Source organism: Bifidobacterium callitrichos DSM 23973, from assembly GCF_000741175.1.
GTDB classification, from domain to species: Bacteria; Actinomycetota; Actinomycetes; order Actinomycetales; family Bifidobacteriaceae; genus Bifidobacterium; species Bifidobacterium callitrichos.
The window spans coordinates 1-16,527 of the sequence record NZ_JGYS01000029.1; the positions used below are offsets into that span (position 1 = coordinate 1).

Consider the following 16,527-nt stretch of genomic DNA (forward strand, 5'->3'; position numbering starts at 1 on the left):
ACCATCGCGCCGGCSGGGGCGCCGGTCTCCCGCTCGCGGCCGAGCGCCGCCGCACGCGCCGGGGAGAGATCCTCGTCAACGCCGGCCTTCTTCATGATCGAACGCAGGCGCTCGACCTGATCCTCGCCCTCGCCGGTGCGCTTGAACTGAACGGCCGCGGTGAAGTAGCGGCGCACGATCTCGAGATTCGCGGCCTCGCGGCACGCCTCGTCGTCGCTGATCGCATAGCCGACCATGTTGACGCCCATGTCGGTGGGGCTCTGGTAGGGGCTCTCCCCCATGATCCGCTCCATCATGGCCTTGAGCACCGGGAACGCCTCGACGTCGCGGTTGTAGTTGACGGTGGTCTCGCCGTGCGCCTCCAGATGGAACGGGTCGATGATGTTCGCGTCGTCCAGATCGACGGTGGCCGCCTCGTAGGCGATGTTCACCGGATGGTTGAGCGGCAGGTTCCACACGGGGAACGTCTCGTACTTCGCGTATCCCGCCTCCACACCACGACGGTGCTCGTGGTAGAGCTGCGACAGGCACGTGGCGAGCTTGCCGGAGCCCGGCCCCGGAGCGGTGACGACGACGAGCGGGCGGCTCGTCTCGATGTAGTCGTTGCGTCCGTATCCCTCGTCCGAGACGATGCGTTCGATGTCATGCGGATATCCGGCGATCGGATAGTGCAGATAGCAGGTGACGCCCAGCTGGGCGAGACGACGACGGTACGCCTCGGCGGCGGGCTGACCGGCATACTGGGTGAGCACCACCGAGCCGACGTGGAAGCCGCGCGAACGGAACACGTCGATCAGGCGCAGCACGTCCTCGTCGTAGGTGATGCCGAGATCGCCTCGCGTCTTGGCCTTCTCGATGTGGTTCGCGTTGACCGCGATGACGATCTCCACGTCGTCGACGAGGCTGGAGAGCATGCGGAACTTGACGTCCGGCTCGAATCCGGGCAGCACGCGCGCCGCATGATGGTCGTCGAACAGCTTGCCGCCGAACTCCAGATAGAGCTTGCCGCCGAAGCGGTCGATCCGCTCGCGGATCCTCGCGGCCTGCATCTCGATGTACTTGTCGTTGTCGAATCCCTGTCGCATGTGCTGTGGCAACCTTTCGAACGGCGCGAACTGAACGGAAGAATTATAGATGAATTCTCCATGAACCGGGCGTACGGGAGGGTCGGAACGGGGTGCGACGGCGCAGCCGTGCGGCACAATGGTGGCAAGGAGGCCCCGCCATGGTCGATGACTACACCGCGAAGATGACCGAGCTGATCGAGCTGATGCGTGCGATCGGCAACGATACGCAGCAGTGCGAGGTCAAGGAGTGCAAGCGCAAGATCTCCTCGACCATCACGGACACCCTGTCCGCGTTCTCGAACGGCTCGGGCGGCTGGATCATCCTCGGCCTGTCCGAGAAGGAGGGGTTCACGCCGGTCGAGGGCTTCAACGCGCGATCCATGCAGGAGGCGCTGAGCCAGGCGTGCGAGAAGATGACCCCGGTAGTCCGCCCGGTGATCGTCACCTGCCCGTTCGAGGGGACGAATCTCGTGTTCGCCCGCGTCGACGAGATGCTGCCGCGCGACAAGCCGTGCTTCATCACGGCGCTGGGGCCGCACACCGGCTCCTACATCCGCACCGGCGACGGCGACCGGCGCATGACCTCCTACGAGGTCGACAGGCTCATCGAGGAGCATCTGCAACCCACCTACGATGTGGACATCGTGCCCGGCGCCACGCCGGACGACCTCGATCCGACGCTGGTCGACGGACTGCTCAGCCGGGTGCGCAAGCAGCATCCGCACGTGTTCGCCGGACGCTCCGACACGGACATGATGCTCGACCTGGAGATCCTGCGTCACGACGATTCTGCGGCCGAGACCCTCGGAGTCGGCGGCGTCCTGCGCCCGACGCTGGCCGGTCTGCTCGCTCTGGGCCGCTACCCGCAGAAGTTCTATCCGCGCCTGTCCATCTCGATCGCCGTGTTCCCCGGCACGGACCGCGACGACGTGTTCCGCGGCGATGAGAGACTCGTCTATTCGGGCAGCGTGGTCGGGTCGATCCCGGTGATGATCGATGATGCGGTCGAATCGTTGATGCGCTGGATCGGTGCGAAAAAGCCCGACTATCCGCCGCTCGTCCTGCGCGAGGCGATCGCGAATGCGCTGACGCACCGCGACTACTCCCCCGACGCGCGCGGCACGCAGGTGCGGATCAACGTGTTCACGGACCGCATCGAGATCACGAACCCGGGCGGCCTGTTCGGCACGGTCACGCACGACGTGCTCGCCAACCCGCATCCGGTCACGGGCGTGCCGTTCGTCTCCACGAGGAACCAGTTCCTGTTCACGCTGCTCGAGTCGACCCCGTATCCGAACGGCGGCTACGTGAACCCGGAGGGCGGCGACGGCTACCAGCGGATCGCGGCGACCTTACGCGAAGCCGGCATCGAACCGGCGACCACGCGCAACACGATCAACACGTTCACGATGACGATCACCCGGCATCGCACCGCCAAGCGCGGGTCGACCGGCGACGTGTCGAAGGCGATCCTCGACGTGCTGGAACGTCATTCGGCGATGAGTCTGAAGGAGATCCTGCGCGAACTGCAGCTGACGCCGCTGGCTGCGACCTCCGGCATGCGCGAACTGCTGAAAGAGGGTCGGGTCATCCAAGTGAGGTTCCGGGACGACCCGACCCAGCGCTACCGGCTCAAGACCATGTGACCGGTCAGTTTTCGGTTAGTTGGGTGGTTGTGGGGGCGAACGATGCCGGGCGCTGGCGTCGGGCGCGGCCGGCGGCGAGTCCGACGCAGACGAGCGCCACGGCGAACAGGGCGACGATGCCGGTCGACAGTCCCCATGCGATCACGTTCGGACCGGAGGCGGACGCCGAGCCGATGCCGAGCGCGTCGTCGACCGAGGCGCAGTACCACCATCCGGGCAGCATCCGGCCGATCGCGACCATCGGCTCGGGCATCAGGTCCAGGGGGAAGGTGGCGCCGGAGGTGAACAGGATGGCCAATCCGAACACGTTCGCGAAGCCGTTGGCCATGATGTCGTTGAACCCGCATTCGCCGAGCAGGAAACCGCAGGCGACGGTCATCAGCGCGTACACGCAGGTCGATGTGATCGTCATCGCCACGCCGGCCGGGGCGAGCGAGCGCGGGTCCACGCCGGTCACGGCCATCATCGCGAGAGTGATGGCGAGATAGCCGGCCACGACGACCAGCGCGAACGCGCACAGGGTGGCCATGCGCTGCATGCCCATCGTCGAGGAGCGTTGTGGCGAGGCGTACAGGCGACGGCGCGTCTCGCCGGCGTTGAACACGCCCAGCACGAGGGAGGTGCAGACGGTCATGGCGAGGAACAGCGGGTAGAGCACGACCTTCATCAGGCCGCCGAAGCCGTTCGTGGCCCGGTCGGGTGTGCGTTCGGCGGCGGATGCCGAATCGGAGGCGGCGGAATCGGCGCTGTGGTCGACGGCGATCGCGTGGTTCGCGTTCTTGTCGTGGACGGTGTCGACGGCCTGTTTCGTCGCGGACTTGAGGTCGTCCATGGTGAGGTTCTTGAGCGCGCCTTCCGGCAGCTGGTCGAGGGTGATGCCGCCCGATTCGCCTAGCTTGGCGAGATCGGAGTCGTTCAACGTGAAGCTTTGCGACGTGCCGTCGGTCGCTCCGGTGGAGGGAGTCCCGATGGAGGGCGCCCCCTGCTGCGAGACCATCCCACCGAATCGTGCGGCCAGCTCCGCGGGGTCGACCGTGACGTTGCCGCCGATCAGCGCGGTGCGGGTCAGGGACAGGAAGCCGCTGACGTCCATCGACGCCATCGACCCCGCCCCGGACGTGTAGCTGGTGACGGTCTCGACGGCCGGAGCCTTGCCCTCCGACGCGGCGGAGGCGACCAGCCTGTCCGCGTACCCGTCGGGGATGATGACGATCAGGTCCACCCAGTTCGAGGCGACCGCCTGCTGTAGGGTCTCGGGATCGTCGTCGAGGTCGGTCAGCTCGTTGTCGACGGCGAGGTAGGCGCGCATCGAGTCGGCCACTCCCCCGCGGTTCGAGTCCCTGTCGATGACCGCCACGTCGCTTTGCCGGGCGTGAAGGTGTCGCCGACCGGACGGCTCGCGGACAGTTCGGAACCTCCGAGCGCGAGCATCATGACGCCGATACCGATCAGGTAGATGAGGATATAGATGCGGTGTGCGATGAGTACGCGCAGCGTGACCTTACAGGTGTTCATAGCGTTGCTCCTTGAGCATGAGGGCGCCCGCGGCGAGGAACAACGCGCTCATGGCGAGGAGCACGCCGCAGGTGGTGAGGAACGGACGGTAGCTGTCGAAGTAGAGGATGTCGTAGAACAGGTTCACGACCTGCTGGGTGGGGTTGATGAGGGCGAGCACGGGCAGGTTGCGGGTGATCCAGTCGCTCAGGGACATCGCGAAAGCGCCGTACATGCCGGAGAACAGCGACAGGGTGCAGGCGATGGCGCTGGTCATGCCGACCTTGACCCCATAGGAGAGTTTCGGTATCGCGCCGATCATCGTGCCGAACGCGCAGGCCATGAACGAACCGACAACGACGGCGAGGACGGCGGCGGGTTCGCGCCCGCCGAACGGCACGCCGAGGACGTAGCGGATGTAGGCGAATGCGACGAGCAGGCAGGCGGAGGCGCACAGCCAGCTGGCGAGGAACCCGGCGATGAACTGCCGTGTGCGGCTCAGTGGCGCGATCGAACGGCGCATGCCCAGCGCGGACAGGTTCGCCTGCGCGGTGACGACGGCCCTGATCGAGTAGGACATCGCCATGAGGCATGCCATGGCGAGCAGTGCGTAGAAGTATCGGGTGGAGACGCCGGGGGCGGAGTTGGTGAGCGTGGTCTCGCGGGTCATGCCGGTGGTGGCGCCGAGGGACGTCCAGAAGGATCGGCTGGTCGCGGCCCAGGGGTTGTCGGCGATGAACTTGCGGGTGAGCGTGTCGGTGCGGTTGTACAGGCTGATGGCGCCGTCGAGGGCCGAGATGGTGATGGATTTGCCCGAGACGGACGCGCTGGAGCCGTCCATGCCGGCGACGGTGCCCGTGGCGAGGGTCAGGGTGATGTGTCCCTGCTGGTCGACGGTCAGGTATCCGTCAGCGTCGCCTTTCGCGATGAGGTCGCGGGCCTTGTCTACCGAGTCGGCGGGAGTCGTGTCGAGCAGCGGCTGGCTGATGCCGGTGGTGCCCTCGGCTTCGCCCGACAGTGCGTCGATGAATGCCGAAGCCCCCTTGGCGTTGTTCCAGTTCGTGTCATGGACAGTGACAAGGGGCACCGCCTTGAGCTCGTATTGCGAGCCGAGGTCGGCGAACATCATGTTGAACAGGGTTGCGAGCGCGAGCGGGAAGACGATGAGCCAGAACATCGACGCCTTGTCGTGCAGGTTCGTCTTGAGGGTGGTGACGAATGTGGTCCACATGGGTTGCCTCCTTTCGATTCTTTCGATCCTCGGTTCGGCTTTCAGTCGCGTAGGGCCGTGCCGGTCAGTTCGAGGAACACGTCGTTCAGGGTGGGCGGCCGGCTGGTGAGGTGGCCGACGGTGGTTCCGGCGGTGCGCAGGAGGCCGAGCAAGTCGACGAGGTTGTGCTCGCCGCGTCGGCAGGTGACGTCGAGTTCGCGGCCGTTCCAGTCGGCGTCGATGACGAAGTCGAGCGCGCGCACGGCGGCGAGGGTGTCGTCGTTCAGGTCGAGGGTTTCGATGGTGATGCGTTCGCCGGTGTCGATCATGTTCTTGAGTTCGTCGGCGGTGCCGAGGGCGAGGTGCCGGCCGTGGTCCATGATGAGGATGCGGTCGCAGATCTCCTCGACTTCCTCCATGTAGTGGCTGGTGTAGATGACGGTGGCGCCGTCCCGGTTGAGCCGTTGGATGCCTTCGAGGATCGCGTTGCGGCTTTGCGGGTCGACGGCGACGGTGGGTTCGTCGAAGATGATGAGGTCGGGCCTGTGGGCGATGCCGCAGGCGATGTTGAGTCTGCGCAGGAGTCCGCCGGAGAGTTTGCCGGGGCGGAATTTGCGGAATTCCTTCAATTCGGCGAAGTCGATGGCCTGTTCGACGAGCGGGGCGCGCTCGGCTTTCTTCGGCACGTACAGGGAGCAGAAGTAGTCGATGTTCTCCTCGACGGTGAGTTCGTTGAAGACGGCGACGTTCTGGGGCACGAGGCCGATGCGGCGTTTGAGCGCGTAGCTGGTGGGGGTCATGGGCTCACCGAAGACGCGGATGGTGCCCGATTCGTAGGTGAGCAGGGCGAGGATGCAGTTGATCGCGGTGGTCTTGCCGGAGCCGTTGGGGCCGAGCAGGCCGAAGATCTCGCCCTGGCGCACGTCGAGGTCGAAGTAGTCGAGCGCCGTCATGTCGCCGTAGTGCTTGACGAGCTTGGAGACGCTGACCGCGGGGGTCGACGTCTGGGTCGGTGCCGGGGCCTGTGTGATCGCCGGGGTCGTGGGGTTGATCGTCATGTCCGCTCCTTTCCTGTCTGGGTTGGTTCCATCATGCCGTTCGGCGGGGTGTCGGGGCCACCGGCAAACGTCACGATCGGCTTGGGGCGCGATGACATTTGTCACGGGTTGCGATCCGTCCGCGGCTGCGCGCGTCTCCCCGATCGGGCGGCTTGGGGCGGGTAGTCTGATGGTGATGGGTGCGTCCCGCTCCGACGCTGGAACCGCGATGTGATCGGAGCGGAACGGGACGCCGGTCGAGCCGAATCGGGGGTGAGGCGTATGCGCGCGATGGCCGAGAAGGCGCTGCTGGCCGCGTTGGGCGTGGTGCTGGCCGCACTCGAGCGCATGCCGGTGGATGCGACGCTGATCGTGGCGCTGCTGGCCGCGGTGTCGGTGACGAGTCTCGTCGCGTGGCGGCCGTCCGTATGGTTCGTCTGGCTGTCGACCGGCGTGTTCGTCGCGGTCGCCGTGGTCGTGCCGGTCTGGCGCGTGTTCCTGCCGTTGGTCGCGTACGACGAGGCGCGTATGCCCCTGCCGGACGTGCGGTCGGACGTGCGACAGGCACATTCCGGTGCTTGGCTGGGCGGCATCGTATCCCGTGTGATTCCACTGCTGCGGTGGCTGTGGCTGCTGCCGATGATCCCCCTGATCGCGTCCCTCGTCGCGGCCGGCGGTCCGGGTCAGGCCGGCGCGGAATCGTCCGGCCCGGTCGATCCGGCTGGCCTGACCGGTCTGTCCGCACCGGTCTTCGTCGGACTGCTCGTCATCGTCTCGTGCGTGGGGTGCGCGCTGGGGTTCGAGTCGCGTGTCGTCTCCTTGCTGCGCGGCGAGGCGCGACGGCTGCGGGACGACGCGCGCGAACGCTCCCGCGCCGTGCGCATCAGGATGGCGGATGTGGCCGAGGAGCGCGCGCAGTCGGTGCGCATGGCCACGCTCGGCGAACGCACGCGCATCGCCCGCGAGATCCACGATAACGTCGGGCATCTGCTCACCCGCGCGATCATGCAGGCGCAGGCGTCGCGCGCGGTGGCCGAGGCGACCGGCGACGCCGTGGCGACGCAGGGGTTCGGTGCGCTGTCGACGACGTTGGATGACGCGATGACGATGGTGCGCCGCTCCGTGCATGATCTGGAGGATGACGGCACGGATTTCGCCGCGCAGATCGAGTCCGCCGCTCGCTCGTTCGACGGGGTCCGCCCCGATCTTAAGGTCTCGCTGACGAACGACGTCACCGATGCGCCGGCGCCGGTGTCGCGCTGCTTCGCGACGGTGATCCGCGAGGCGCTGTCCAACGTGGTGCATCACAGCGCCGCGCACGAGGTGCAGGTCACGTTGCGTGACATGCCGGCCCTGTGGCAGCTGGTCGTTCAGGATCCCGGACCGGCGTCGAACGCGTCGGATGCTTCGGACGGCGGGAGATCCACCGGCGAGCAGGGCCGTGGCATGGGGATCGCGGACATCGAATCGCGGGCCCGGGCTCTGGGAGGCACGGCCCTGTGCGGACCGTACGGCAACGGGTGGCGCGTGTTCGTGTCCCTGCCGAAGTCGCGATGGGCCACGCATATCGGCAATCACAGGGAAGGGAGCGCATCGTGAGCGTTGCGATCGTGGACGATGATCCGATCGTCTGCCAGTCGCTGCAGACCATTCTCACCGCCACCGGCGCGGCGGAGGTGCTGTGGACGGCGAACGACGGCCAGACCGCCGTAGACCGGTACTTCGACGCGCCCTCCAGTCGGCCGGACGTGCTGCTCATCGACATCCAGATGCCCGGCATGGACGGTCTGGACGCATCACGTGCGATTCTGGCGCGCGATCCGGCGGCACGCATCCTGTTCCTGACGACGTTCGCCGACCGCACGTACATCGCGCAGGCCATGGCGCTCGGCGCCAGAGGGTATCTCATCAAGCAGGACGTGGCCGCGGTGGGGCCGGCGATCCAGTCGGTGATGGCCGGACAGGTGGTGATGGGCTCGGACGTGCTCGGCAAGCTCACCGATGCGGCCGCCTCATCCGGCGCATCGGTCGGCGTCTCCCCCGCGTTGGACGGGCCGATCGACGATCTTACCGAGCGCGAGCGCGAGATCGCCGCGCTGGTGGCCGAGGGACTCGACAACCGGGACATCGCGCATCGGCTGTATCTGAGCGAGGGCACCGTGCGCAACCGGGTGAGCGCCCTGCTCGACAAGCTGGGCCTGTCCAACCGCACCCAGCTGGCGATCCTGTGGATCAACGCACACCGGTAAACGGTATCGGCCTTTGGTCGATACCGGACTCCCCGTGGCCCATTCGGGCCACTCTGCTTCTCTCCCCCAGTCGGCTTCGCCGCCAGCCCCTGTCAGAGGGGGCCTGTTTACATGAAGAGGAACCAGGAGGCGACGTCCCAGCGAATGCGCACGGGCATGTTCATGCCGTCGGCGAACTGCTTGAGGAACAGGAACAGGAACGCGAGCGCCACCGCGATCGCGAACCCGCCGAACACGAGTCGCCGCAGCGTGTCATGAGCGTCGAAGACGCTCCCCTCCGCATTCGGTTCCGGTGCGGCGTCCGCGGCGACGTGCGCGGTGATGCCGCCATCCCCGACGGCGTTGAGCTCGGCGTCGAGCGCGTAGACCGTCACGATCACCGCGATCATGATCATCCATGCGAAGTCGATCTCGTACCGGTAGTCGACGCCGGTGATGCGCGCGTTGATGAGGAAGGAGAGCAGGGCGCTCGTCAGCGCTCCGGCGATGAGCCCCGTGGCTCTGACCCGTCTGGCGAGCGGCCGCCACAGGGCGACGGCGAACAGGATCAGGGCGAACGGCGCGTCGGTCATGAACCATCCGCCGAAGTGCGGGTGTTCGGACCGCCACGTGGTCAGCGGGATCGCATCCCAGCCGACGAATGGGAAGTGCGCGGTCAGGTTCGGCGGCTGGAGCAGGTAGTGGAAGACGAACGCCGGATACTGGGTGAGCGGCGCGTGGAAGTGCGTCATGTCGTATCCGGTGAGATTGTAGGTGGCGCCGAAGTTCGTCGGCGAGCCGAACCGGACCATGTTGTACGCGAACTGCGGGGCGAACACGAGCAGGTACGGCACGATGGCGCACGCCCACGTCGCCGCCTCGCGTGCAAGACCATGTCGGTCCGTGAGCCCGCCCTTCCACAGTCGCACGATGTCGTCGGCGAACAGGGGTATGGCGATCAGGGATGCGAGGATCACCTGCGGACGGCAGGCGATGGTCAGGGCCATGAGCAGCGAACCGCCTGCGAGGAATCGCAGGTCGAGGCCGCGCAGTCTCGCCTCAATCCACAGGCAGATGCCCCCGGCCGCGCAGGCCACCGCCATCTCCTGCGGGATCTGGTAAAAGAGCCCCAGCTGGATGAGCATGGCGATGCCGTTGCCGAGCATGATCATGACCATGCCGAGCATCACGGCGCCGAGCGAGACGGGGCGTCGGCGCGCGATCAGACGGGCGATCTGGATGACGAGCAGCGCGCATGCGACGGATGCGAGCAGGGCGCTGACGGCGACGCCCGCGTTGGTGGGCAGGCGCATGCCGGTGACGGCCTTGAACGGGGCGAACAGGAGCAGCGCCGGCAGGACGCCGAAGTAGCTGTAGTATCTGCCGTCGTGGAAGGCGACGTCGAAGTAGATGGGCGTCTGCGGATGGTTCAGGGCGAGCAGTGTGCGCGATCGCGTGTCATACGGGTTGGCCATGTCGGCGAACGCGTCGTTGACCGGATAGTCGAGCCACGGACGGCCGTTGAGGATCGCGTCGGCGAGCCGCTGGTACTGGTCGGTCGCCTGATACGTGGCGTAGAAGTCCCAGTAGACCGGGTCGGGGCTCTCCTGGGGCGCCGCCATCGCGAACAGGGCGAGCGGCGTCAGGCAGGTGAGCGCACCGCATACGGCGAGCGGTATGACGCAGGCGCGGCCGCGGCCGAAGGGCGTGCGGTAGAGGCGCGATGAGGGCCGGAACAGCACGATGAGTGCGGCGATGACGATCTCGACCGCCAGTCGCAGCGGTTCGAACCGCATCGGCACCCGGGGGTTGACGGTGATGGGGTTGTACGGGATGACCGCCCCCTTGTCCATCTGGTAGCGGATGCGCACGCGGGTGGCCCGTCCGCCGACCCTCGAATAGCGTGACGCCTCGGACGAGGGCGAGTAGCCGACGTCGGCGTTGGCGTCGTACCAGCCGCCGTCGGTGTCCTTCGCCGTGGAGATCCGCCAGCGTACGGGATCGCCCTGATGGGGGTGCTCGGAGTTCGCATGCCCCATGTACAGGTATTCGATCCACTGGTCGGAGGAAATGTCTCGCCACGCCTGATCGGGGTCGGTGACGACGGCGATGCCTCCCTCCTCGACCACGAGTCCGGTACCGACGCCGTCGTCATGCGCCTCGACGGGATGCGCCCCGAGCGTCTGCCAGAACGGCAGGTTGAAGACGAACAGTTCGAGGATGACGACGATGAGGGCCGCGATGACCGCCGCCCGGTGTCTGCGCGCGAAGTGTCTGCACGCGGGATGCGCGCTGGTGGCTCCGGCCGTCGGGACGCGCGGGGTCGCGGACGGCCCCGTAGCGGAGGATGTCGTAGCGGACGCCTTCATCGGGCGGCTCCGTCGACTCCCGCCGCCGACGACGGCACGTTCGGCACGTTCGGGACGGTGCGCACGCCGTCCTCGCCGCGCGCATGGCCGAGGCCCGCGGCGAACTGCCTGATCCGCTTCAGATCGAGGATGCCCATGGCGACGAGCAGCGTCAGGTAGGCGGCGTATTCGAGCATGTACACGAAGACGAGCACGATGAAGTTGCGGTCGGGCAGTACCGCGCCGAGCGCCGCCATGACGATCCACAGGACCACGTTGACGCCGACGGCGCGCCACGCGGTCGGCGACATGACGTCGCCGAACCGGCGCCGCACCTCCAGATAGGAGACGGTCATCGTCAGGAACGTGGAGCCCATGCTCACGGCCGCGACCGCGGTGATACCGCCGAGACGCGCGGCGACGACGAACGCTATGACCACGACCGGCAGCGACACCACGGAGAGCACGTCGGAGAAGCGCGTGTCCCGTTCGGCGTTCAACACCATGTTGAGCACGACGGTGGCGCCCATGAAGAAGCTCGACAGGGCGAGGCAGGCCAGGGCGGGCGCCGCCACGGCGAACTGGCGCGAGTAGAACGACGACAGCAGGTCCGCGGCGGTCGCGGAGATCGACACGGCCATCGGCAGGATGAACACGACGGCGAGCAGCACCAGGTCACGCGCCTTGTCCAACGCCTCGTCGCGGCGTTGCTCGCCGATGAGCCCGGCGACGACGGGCAGGATGATCACGGCGAACGCCTGCAGCAGGTAGTAGGTGGTCTTGCCGAAGTTCATCGCACCCGTGTAGAAGCCGGCCATGCCGTCCGGCAGGATGGCCTTGACGACGAGCGTGTCGGCGCTCAGGACGAGGGACGCCATGATGAAGAACAGGGAGAACGCCAGCGTGCCGTGGGCGGCCTCGCGCCAGCCGATGCGCGGGAGGCGGAACGGACCCCGGTCGGCCGGTGACGCCGTGTCATCGGCATCTGCCCTGGCCGTGACGCGTTCGCGTCTGTGCGAGGCGATCAGGTATGGGGCGAGCATGAGCGTGCCGAGCGCGATGACGATGACCATCGACGCGCAGTAGCCGACCTCGACGCCAATGACCGGCCGGTCGGGGAACACGAACATGATCAGCGGGATCGTGCCGAGCTTGATCAGCGGATACAGCGTGGACAGGAGCGCGCTGTGGCCGAAGCGCTTCAGGCCGTCGTTGATGCCGAGCATCACCACGTACAGTCCGTTGGCCGGCACGAGGAAGGCGGCCAGACGCATGTACAGGTCGAGGGAGCGGTCGCCCAGCACGCGTCCGAACACGGGGGCGCCGGCCACGTCGATGAGCACGAACACGGCCACGATGCCCATCTGCACGGTCAGGGTCTTGACGATCAGGTCGCGCGGATCGTACCGTCCCGCCGACAGAGTGCGCGACAGGGACTGGCGTGCGCCGTTGGACACGAACAGGTATTCGATGTCGAGCACGGTGATCACCGTGCCGACCACTCCGTAGGCGGCGGGCGAGGCGAATCCGCCGAGGAAGAAGTGGATCGCGTAGCCGCTGATGAAGAACGCGAGGTTGCTGATGAGGTTCAGGATGAGTCCGCGATTCATCGGGCGTTTCCTTCTTTCTCTTGCTTTCGATGCGATGCGTTCGGCGTGTTCGGTGCGCATGCGCACAGGGCGAGCGTGAACGGGATGACGACGAGCGCCCACAGCATGTATCGGCTCGCCGTGGGCTTGAGCGGGACGGAGATGGCGTTGGGCAGCAGGGAGAGCAGCGACCAGACCAGGGGCGCCGCGTAGACGGCCGGTAGCGCGGTGCGCGTTCCCGGCGCTCTCGATCCCTTGCTCGTCCGCGGCCGCGCCAGACGGAACAGCAGGAACATGGGCATGATGAACGTCCACAGCGCGGTGAGCGTGAGCACGTTCAGCACGGGGGTCGACTGCCAGAACCCCCACAGCGCGTAGGCGCGCGCCTGCCCGTCCGGATTCGACCGGTACGCGGGCATGCGGGAGAACGGCGGGCTGATCGCGTTGGCGATCTGGAACCAGATGCGGTTGGCCGTCGCCCGGGGGGCGGCCTGCGCGAGCTCGTCGAGGCCGATCCCCCGGTCGGTGACGTTCAGCGGCGTGCGTCTCAACGCGAACCATCCCGATTCCAGGGCGGCGAACGCCTGTATGTAGGAATCCGGATGCCGCAGACCCATCGAGGCCCATGCCCTGAGATAGTCGCCGACGCCCGTGGGGTCGCGCAGCGAGTACTGGATGATCGGATCGGCCAGATACGGGTTGTAGCGCGAGGCCATGTCCTCGAACGGCACGTGGTTAACCCGGTCGATGGCGGCGCGTTCGGCGTCGGTCACGTCATCGGGGTGGTCGAGCGCGTACCGTGCGGTCATCTGCATCGGCACGACCAGCAGCTGGTTCTGGTCCTCACGCACCACATGCAGCGGCCCGCGCACGGCCGCGGGGAACACGATCATGGCGATGATGGCCGTCACGGCCGCGCAGGAGACGGCGCGAAGCCGGTCCGCGCGCGCCGGACCGTCATGCCGTCGCGCGGCGCTCCCGATCCGAGTCAGCGGCAGGCAGCACAGGGTGAGGACCGTCACGTACAGGCCGGTCATCGTGGTCAGGGCCGTGAGGATCGACAACGCGACGAATCCGATCGCGAAACGTGGCGAGCGCAACGCCGTCAGACGGGTGCGCGCGGTCTCGGCGACCATCACGAGCCACGGCACGAACGCCAGCAGATGCAAGGAGTCCTTGACGATCGACATCATGAAGATCGGGAACGCGGGGAACAGCGCGAAGAACGCGAAGAGCGCGATCCCCGCGGCACGTCCCGCCCCCGGGCGGCCGACGCGCGCCACGTATCGGCATACGCCCGTCAGCTCCAGCGCCATGATCACGCACTGCGCGAGGATGTATGCGGCGATGCCTGCCTGATAGTCGCCGGCGAGCGCGTCGCCGAGCCGGGCGAGGGATCCGAAGACGATGGTGTCGAGGACGGGGTGGTGCGAGGAGATCGATCCCGCGGGCTGCCCGTATGCCTCGATGCCGTACCATTGGGCGATCTGGTCGCCGGTGTCGTACCAGATGGTGCCCGGGTGCATCATAACGATGATCGGGCTCCAGCACAGGAGCATGAGAAGAGCCGGGACGACGAGACGCCATACGGGCGGCAGCGCATGGTAGCGCTCGGCGACGGCGGACGCGGCGTGGCGGAGCGCGGCGGCGAGGTTCGCGGGTCGGCCGTCGCGACCACCGTCGCGACGCTGCACGGTGCGGGGGGCGTCGGGGTCCGGAGGTGTCGTCAGCGCCTCGCCGAGCAGGAATACGACGAGCAGGACGAGCGCGACAAGGATGGTCCTGCCGGCGAAGCTCAGGTCGAACGGGCCTACGGTCGCCAAGGTGGCGGCGTTGTCCGCGGCCGTCACGATCGCGCCGCATACGAGGCAGATCGCCGCCTGTACCGCCGACGGCGATCTGAACCTGCCCACAATCATGATTACGACGATAGGGGACGTGTTCTCCCCCGGATGGCCAATTGGTTTATTGTTCACCGAGAGGTGTCATTGCGGTAACGCTCGACGGGCATGTCCGCGGGCGTTTCCCTCACGGACTGCTGATACGGGCGATCGGACGGACAACCGGTGCGCTTCTTCGCACGCCGATCCCGGCGGTATGAGAAAATAGACATGGTGTCAATATTCAGTGTTCGCGATGTTCCTGAAACGGGATTCTTGAATGGAGGTACCCGCCATGACCCATGACGGCATGATCGATGCAATGCGTACGACCGACGCGACAGGCGCACGGACGGGATCCAAGCGGACCGGACCGCTGCCCGACTGGGTGCGTCACGGGATCTTCTGGCACGTCTATCCGCTGGGCTTCTGCGGATGCGACATCCGCCCCCAGGGCCCGCGCGAATTCCATGGACGCGGACTCGACGCGCTGATCCCCTGGCTCGGCTACGCGCGCGACATGGGCGTCTCCGGCCTGCTGCTGGGACCGATCTTCGAATCCGACACGCACGGCTACGACACGCTCGACCATATGCACGTCGACGTGCGTCTCGGCGGCGACCGCGCGTTCGACGCCCTGGCCGGGGCCTGCCGCGACATGGGCCTGTCCATCGTCCTCGACGGCGTGTTCAACCACGTCTCGCGCAACCATCCGGCCGTTCGTGCGGCGATCGACGAGGCCGCCGGCAGGCTCTCCCCCGACGACGAACCGTGGCGCGGACTGGTCCGGGCGAGGCTCGACGCCGACGGTGCCCCCATCCTCGACGTGTTCGAGGGCCACGACAGGCTGGTCGACCTCGATCACGACAGTCCCGCCACCGTCGACTACGTCACCCGAGTGATGGACCACTGGCTCGACCGGGGCGCCTCGGGATGGCGTCTCGACGCCGCGTACGCGGTGCCGACCGGCTTCTGGGCGAAGGTGCTGCCGCGCGTCAGGCGGGCGCATCCGTATACGTGGATCTTCGGCGAGGTCATCCACGGCGACTATCCGGCGATCGTGGAGCACTCGACGATGGACGCCGTCACGCAGTACGAGCTGTGGAAGTCGATCCAGCATGCGCTCGAGACCGACAACTTCTTCGAACTCGACTGGAACCTCACACGCCACAACGCCTTCCTCGACGCGTTCACGCCGCAGACGTTCATCGGCAACCACGACGTGACGCGCATCGCCTCGCAGATCGGCGCCGACAAGGCGGCGCTCGCCCTCGCGGTGCTGATGACGGTCGGCGGCGTGCCGAGCGTCTACTACGGCGACGAACAGGGGTATGTGGGCGTCAAGCGCGAGGTGCTCGGCGGCGATGACGACATCCGCCCGAAGTTCCCCGACTCCCCCGACGAGCTGTCGAGGCTCGGCGAGCCCGTCTACCGCCTGCATCAGGCGCTGATCGCCCTGCGCAGGCGCAACCCATGGCTGCTGGACGCGCGCACCGAGAAGGTGCTGCTGGAGAACAAACGATTCGTCTACCGTTCGATCGCCGCGGACGGCTCCGACCGGCTCACCGTCGAGCTGGACATCGAGTCGAAGCCGTCCTTCGAGATCCAGGACGCATCCGGCACCGTCCTCTACCGGTACTGAACCGCATCCCTCGGCCCCCTCTGACGAGGGGGCCGTCAACGCAGTTGACCGGGGGAGAGCATCGGTCGTAGGACCGATGCCGTCTACCGGTACTGACGGCCGCGACGACGCCCTGCCGAACGTCTGCCGGCCGTCTCGCGCTTCGCGCCGTAGCGCGCCTCCATGCGGCGTTCGTGACGCTTGACCGCCTCGGAACGCTCATCGGTGACGATGCGGTTCTCGTCGTGGCGGTGGATGCGCTTGCCGCCGTTGGCGTTGGAGGCGGATCCGGAACGCGGCTTCGAGCCGTGCGAACGGCGGCCCGGGGCCGCGTCGTTCCCCCGACGGGAAGTCGGCGCGACGTGCGTCGCCCCGGACGCGGTCGCGACGCCGGCGTTCCGGCCGCG

12 protein-coding genes and 1 pseudogene are annotated in these 16,527 nt (G+C 67.2%); 4 read left to right on the forward strand and 9 right to left on the reverse strand.

What is annotated here, in order from left to right; all coding sequences use genetic code 11:
* On the reverse strand, nt 1-1,085 hold a 1,085-nt coding region (locus tag BCAL_RS11675), incomplete at its 3' end, for a DUF1846 domain-containing protein (RefSeq protein WP_043260149.1).
* 140 nt (nt 1,086-1,225) lie between these two features.
* Here BCAL_RS11675 and BCAL_RS11680 point away from each other — a divergent pair.
* Nucleotides 1,226-2,713: an ATP-binding protein gene (locus BCAL_RS11680; RefSeq protein ID WP_043164166.1), complete on the forward strand. Its 1,488-nt coding sequence runs from the start codon at nt 1,226-1,228 to the stop codon at nt 2,711-2,713.
* 4 nt (nt 2,714-2,717) lie between these two features.
* Here BCAL_RS11680 and BCAL_RS11685 read toward each other — a convergent pair whose 3' ends face one another.
* Genes BCAL_RS11685 through BCAL_RS11695 form a run of 4 tightly spaced genes read right to left on the reverse strand, consistent with a single transcriptional unit; the run spans nt 2,718 to nt 6,475 of the window.
* On the reverse strand, nt 2,718-4,070 hold the full coding sequence (locus BCAL_RS11685; RefSeq protein WP_238549704.1) for an ABC transporter permease: 1,353 nt from the start codon (nt 4,068-4,070) through the stop codon (nt 2,718-2,720).
* Nucleotides 3,989-4,228, reverse strand: a complete 240-nt coding sequence (locus BCAL_RS13850) for a hypothetical protein (RefSeq protein WP_238549706.1) — start codon at nt 4,226-4,228, stop codon at nt 3,989-3,991. The genes BCAL_RS11685 and BCAL_RS13850 overlap by 82 nt, the downstream gene beginning before the upstream one ends.
* Nucleotides 4,215-5,438: an ABC transporter permease gene (locus BCAL_RS11690; RefSeq protein ID WP_043164171.1), complete on the reverse strand. Its 1,224-nt coding sequence runs from the start codon at nt 5,436-5,438 to the stop codon at nt 4,215-4,217. The genes BCAL_RS13850 and BCAL_RS11690 overlap by 14 nt, the downstream gene beginning before the upstream one ends.
* A gap of 41 nt (nt 5,439-5,479) precedes the next feature.
* Nucleotides 5,480-6,475, reverse strand: a complete 996-nt coding sequence (locus tag BCAL_RS11695; protein ID WP_043164173.1) for an ABC transporter ATP-binding protein — start codon at nt 6,473-6,475, stop codon at nt 5,480-5,482.
* Nucleotides 6,476-6,736: 261 nt separating this feature from the next.
* Between BCAL_RS11695 and BCAL_RS11700 the strand changes: the two genes are divergently transcribed.
* Nucleotides 6,737-8,053 (forward strand): sensor histidine kinase, encoded by a 1,317-nt coding sequence (locus tag BCAL_RS11700; RefSeq protein WP_052118975.1) that lies wholly within the window; start codon nt 6,737-6,739, stop codon nt 8,051-8,053.
* Nucleotides 8,050-8,703: a response regulator transcription factor gene (locus tag BCAL_RS11705; RefSeq protein ID WP_043164175.1), complete on the forward strand. Its 654-nt coding sequence runs from the start codon at nt 8,050-8,052 to the stop codon at nt 8,701-8,703. Before BCAL_RS11700 ends, BCAL_RS11705 begins: the two co-directional genes overlap by 4 nt.
* 107 nt (nt 8,704-8,810) lie before the next feature.
* Here BCAL_RS11705 and BCAL_RS11710 read toward each other — a convergent pair whose 3' ends face one another.
* From BCAL_RS11710 to BCAL_RS13430, 3 genes are read right to left on the reverse strand one after another with little or no spacing between them, the layout of a single operon-like run.
* Nucleotides 8,811-11,051, reverse strand: a complete 2,241-nt coding sequence (locus BCAL_RS11710) for a hypothetical protein (RefSeq protein ID WP_043164176.1) — start codon at nt 11,049-11,051, stop codon at nt 8,811-8,813.
* Nucleotides 11,048-12,640 (reverse strand): MATE family efflux transporter, encoded by a 1,593-nt coding sequence (locus tag BCAL_RS11715; protein ID WP_043164178.1) that lies wholly within the window; start codon nt 12,638-12,640, stop codon nt 11,048-11,050. Before BCAL_RS11715 ends, BCAL_RS11710 begins: the two co-directional genes overlap by 4 nt.
* Nucleotides 12,637-14,532, reverse strand: coding sequence for a DUF6020 family protein (locus tag BCAL_RS13430; protein ID WP_162178556.1), 1,896 nt, complete (start codon nt 14,530-14,532; stop codon nt 12,637-12,639). The genes BCAL_RS11715 and BCAL_RS13430 overlap by 4 nt, the downstream gene beginning before the upstream one ends.
* A 289-nt stretch (nt 14,533-14,821) precedes the next feature.
* On the opposite strand from BCAL_RS13430, the gene BCAL_RS11725 reads away from it, so the two are divergent.
* The gene (locus BCAL_RS11725) at nt 14,822-16,141 is read left to right on the forward strand and encodes an alpha-amylase family protein (protein WP_052118999.1); all 1,320 of its coding nucleotides are present in this window, start codon (nt 14,822-14,824) and stop codon (nt 16,139-16,141) included.
* Between the two features lie 83 nt (nt 16,142-16,224).
* On the opposite strand, the pseudogene BCAL_RS11730 reads toward BCAL_RS11725, so the two are convergent.
* Nucleotides 16,225-16,527: pseudogene (locus BCAL_RS11730) on the reverse strand (hypothetical protein); the annotation flags it as partial.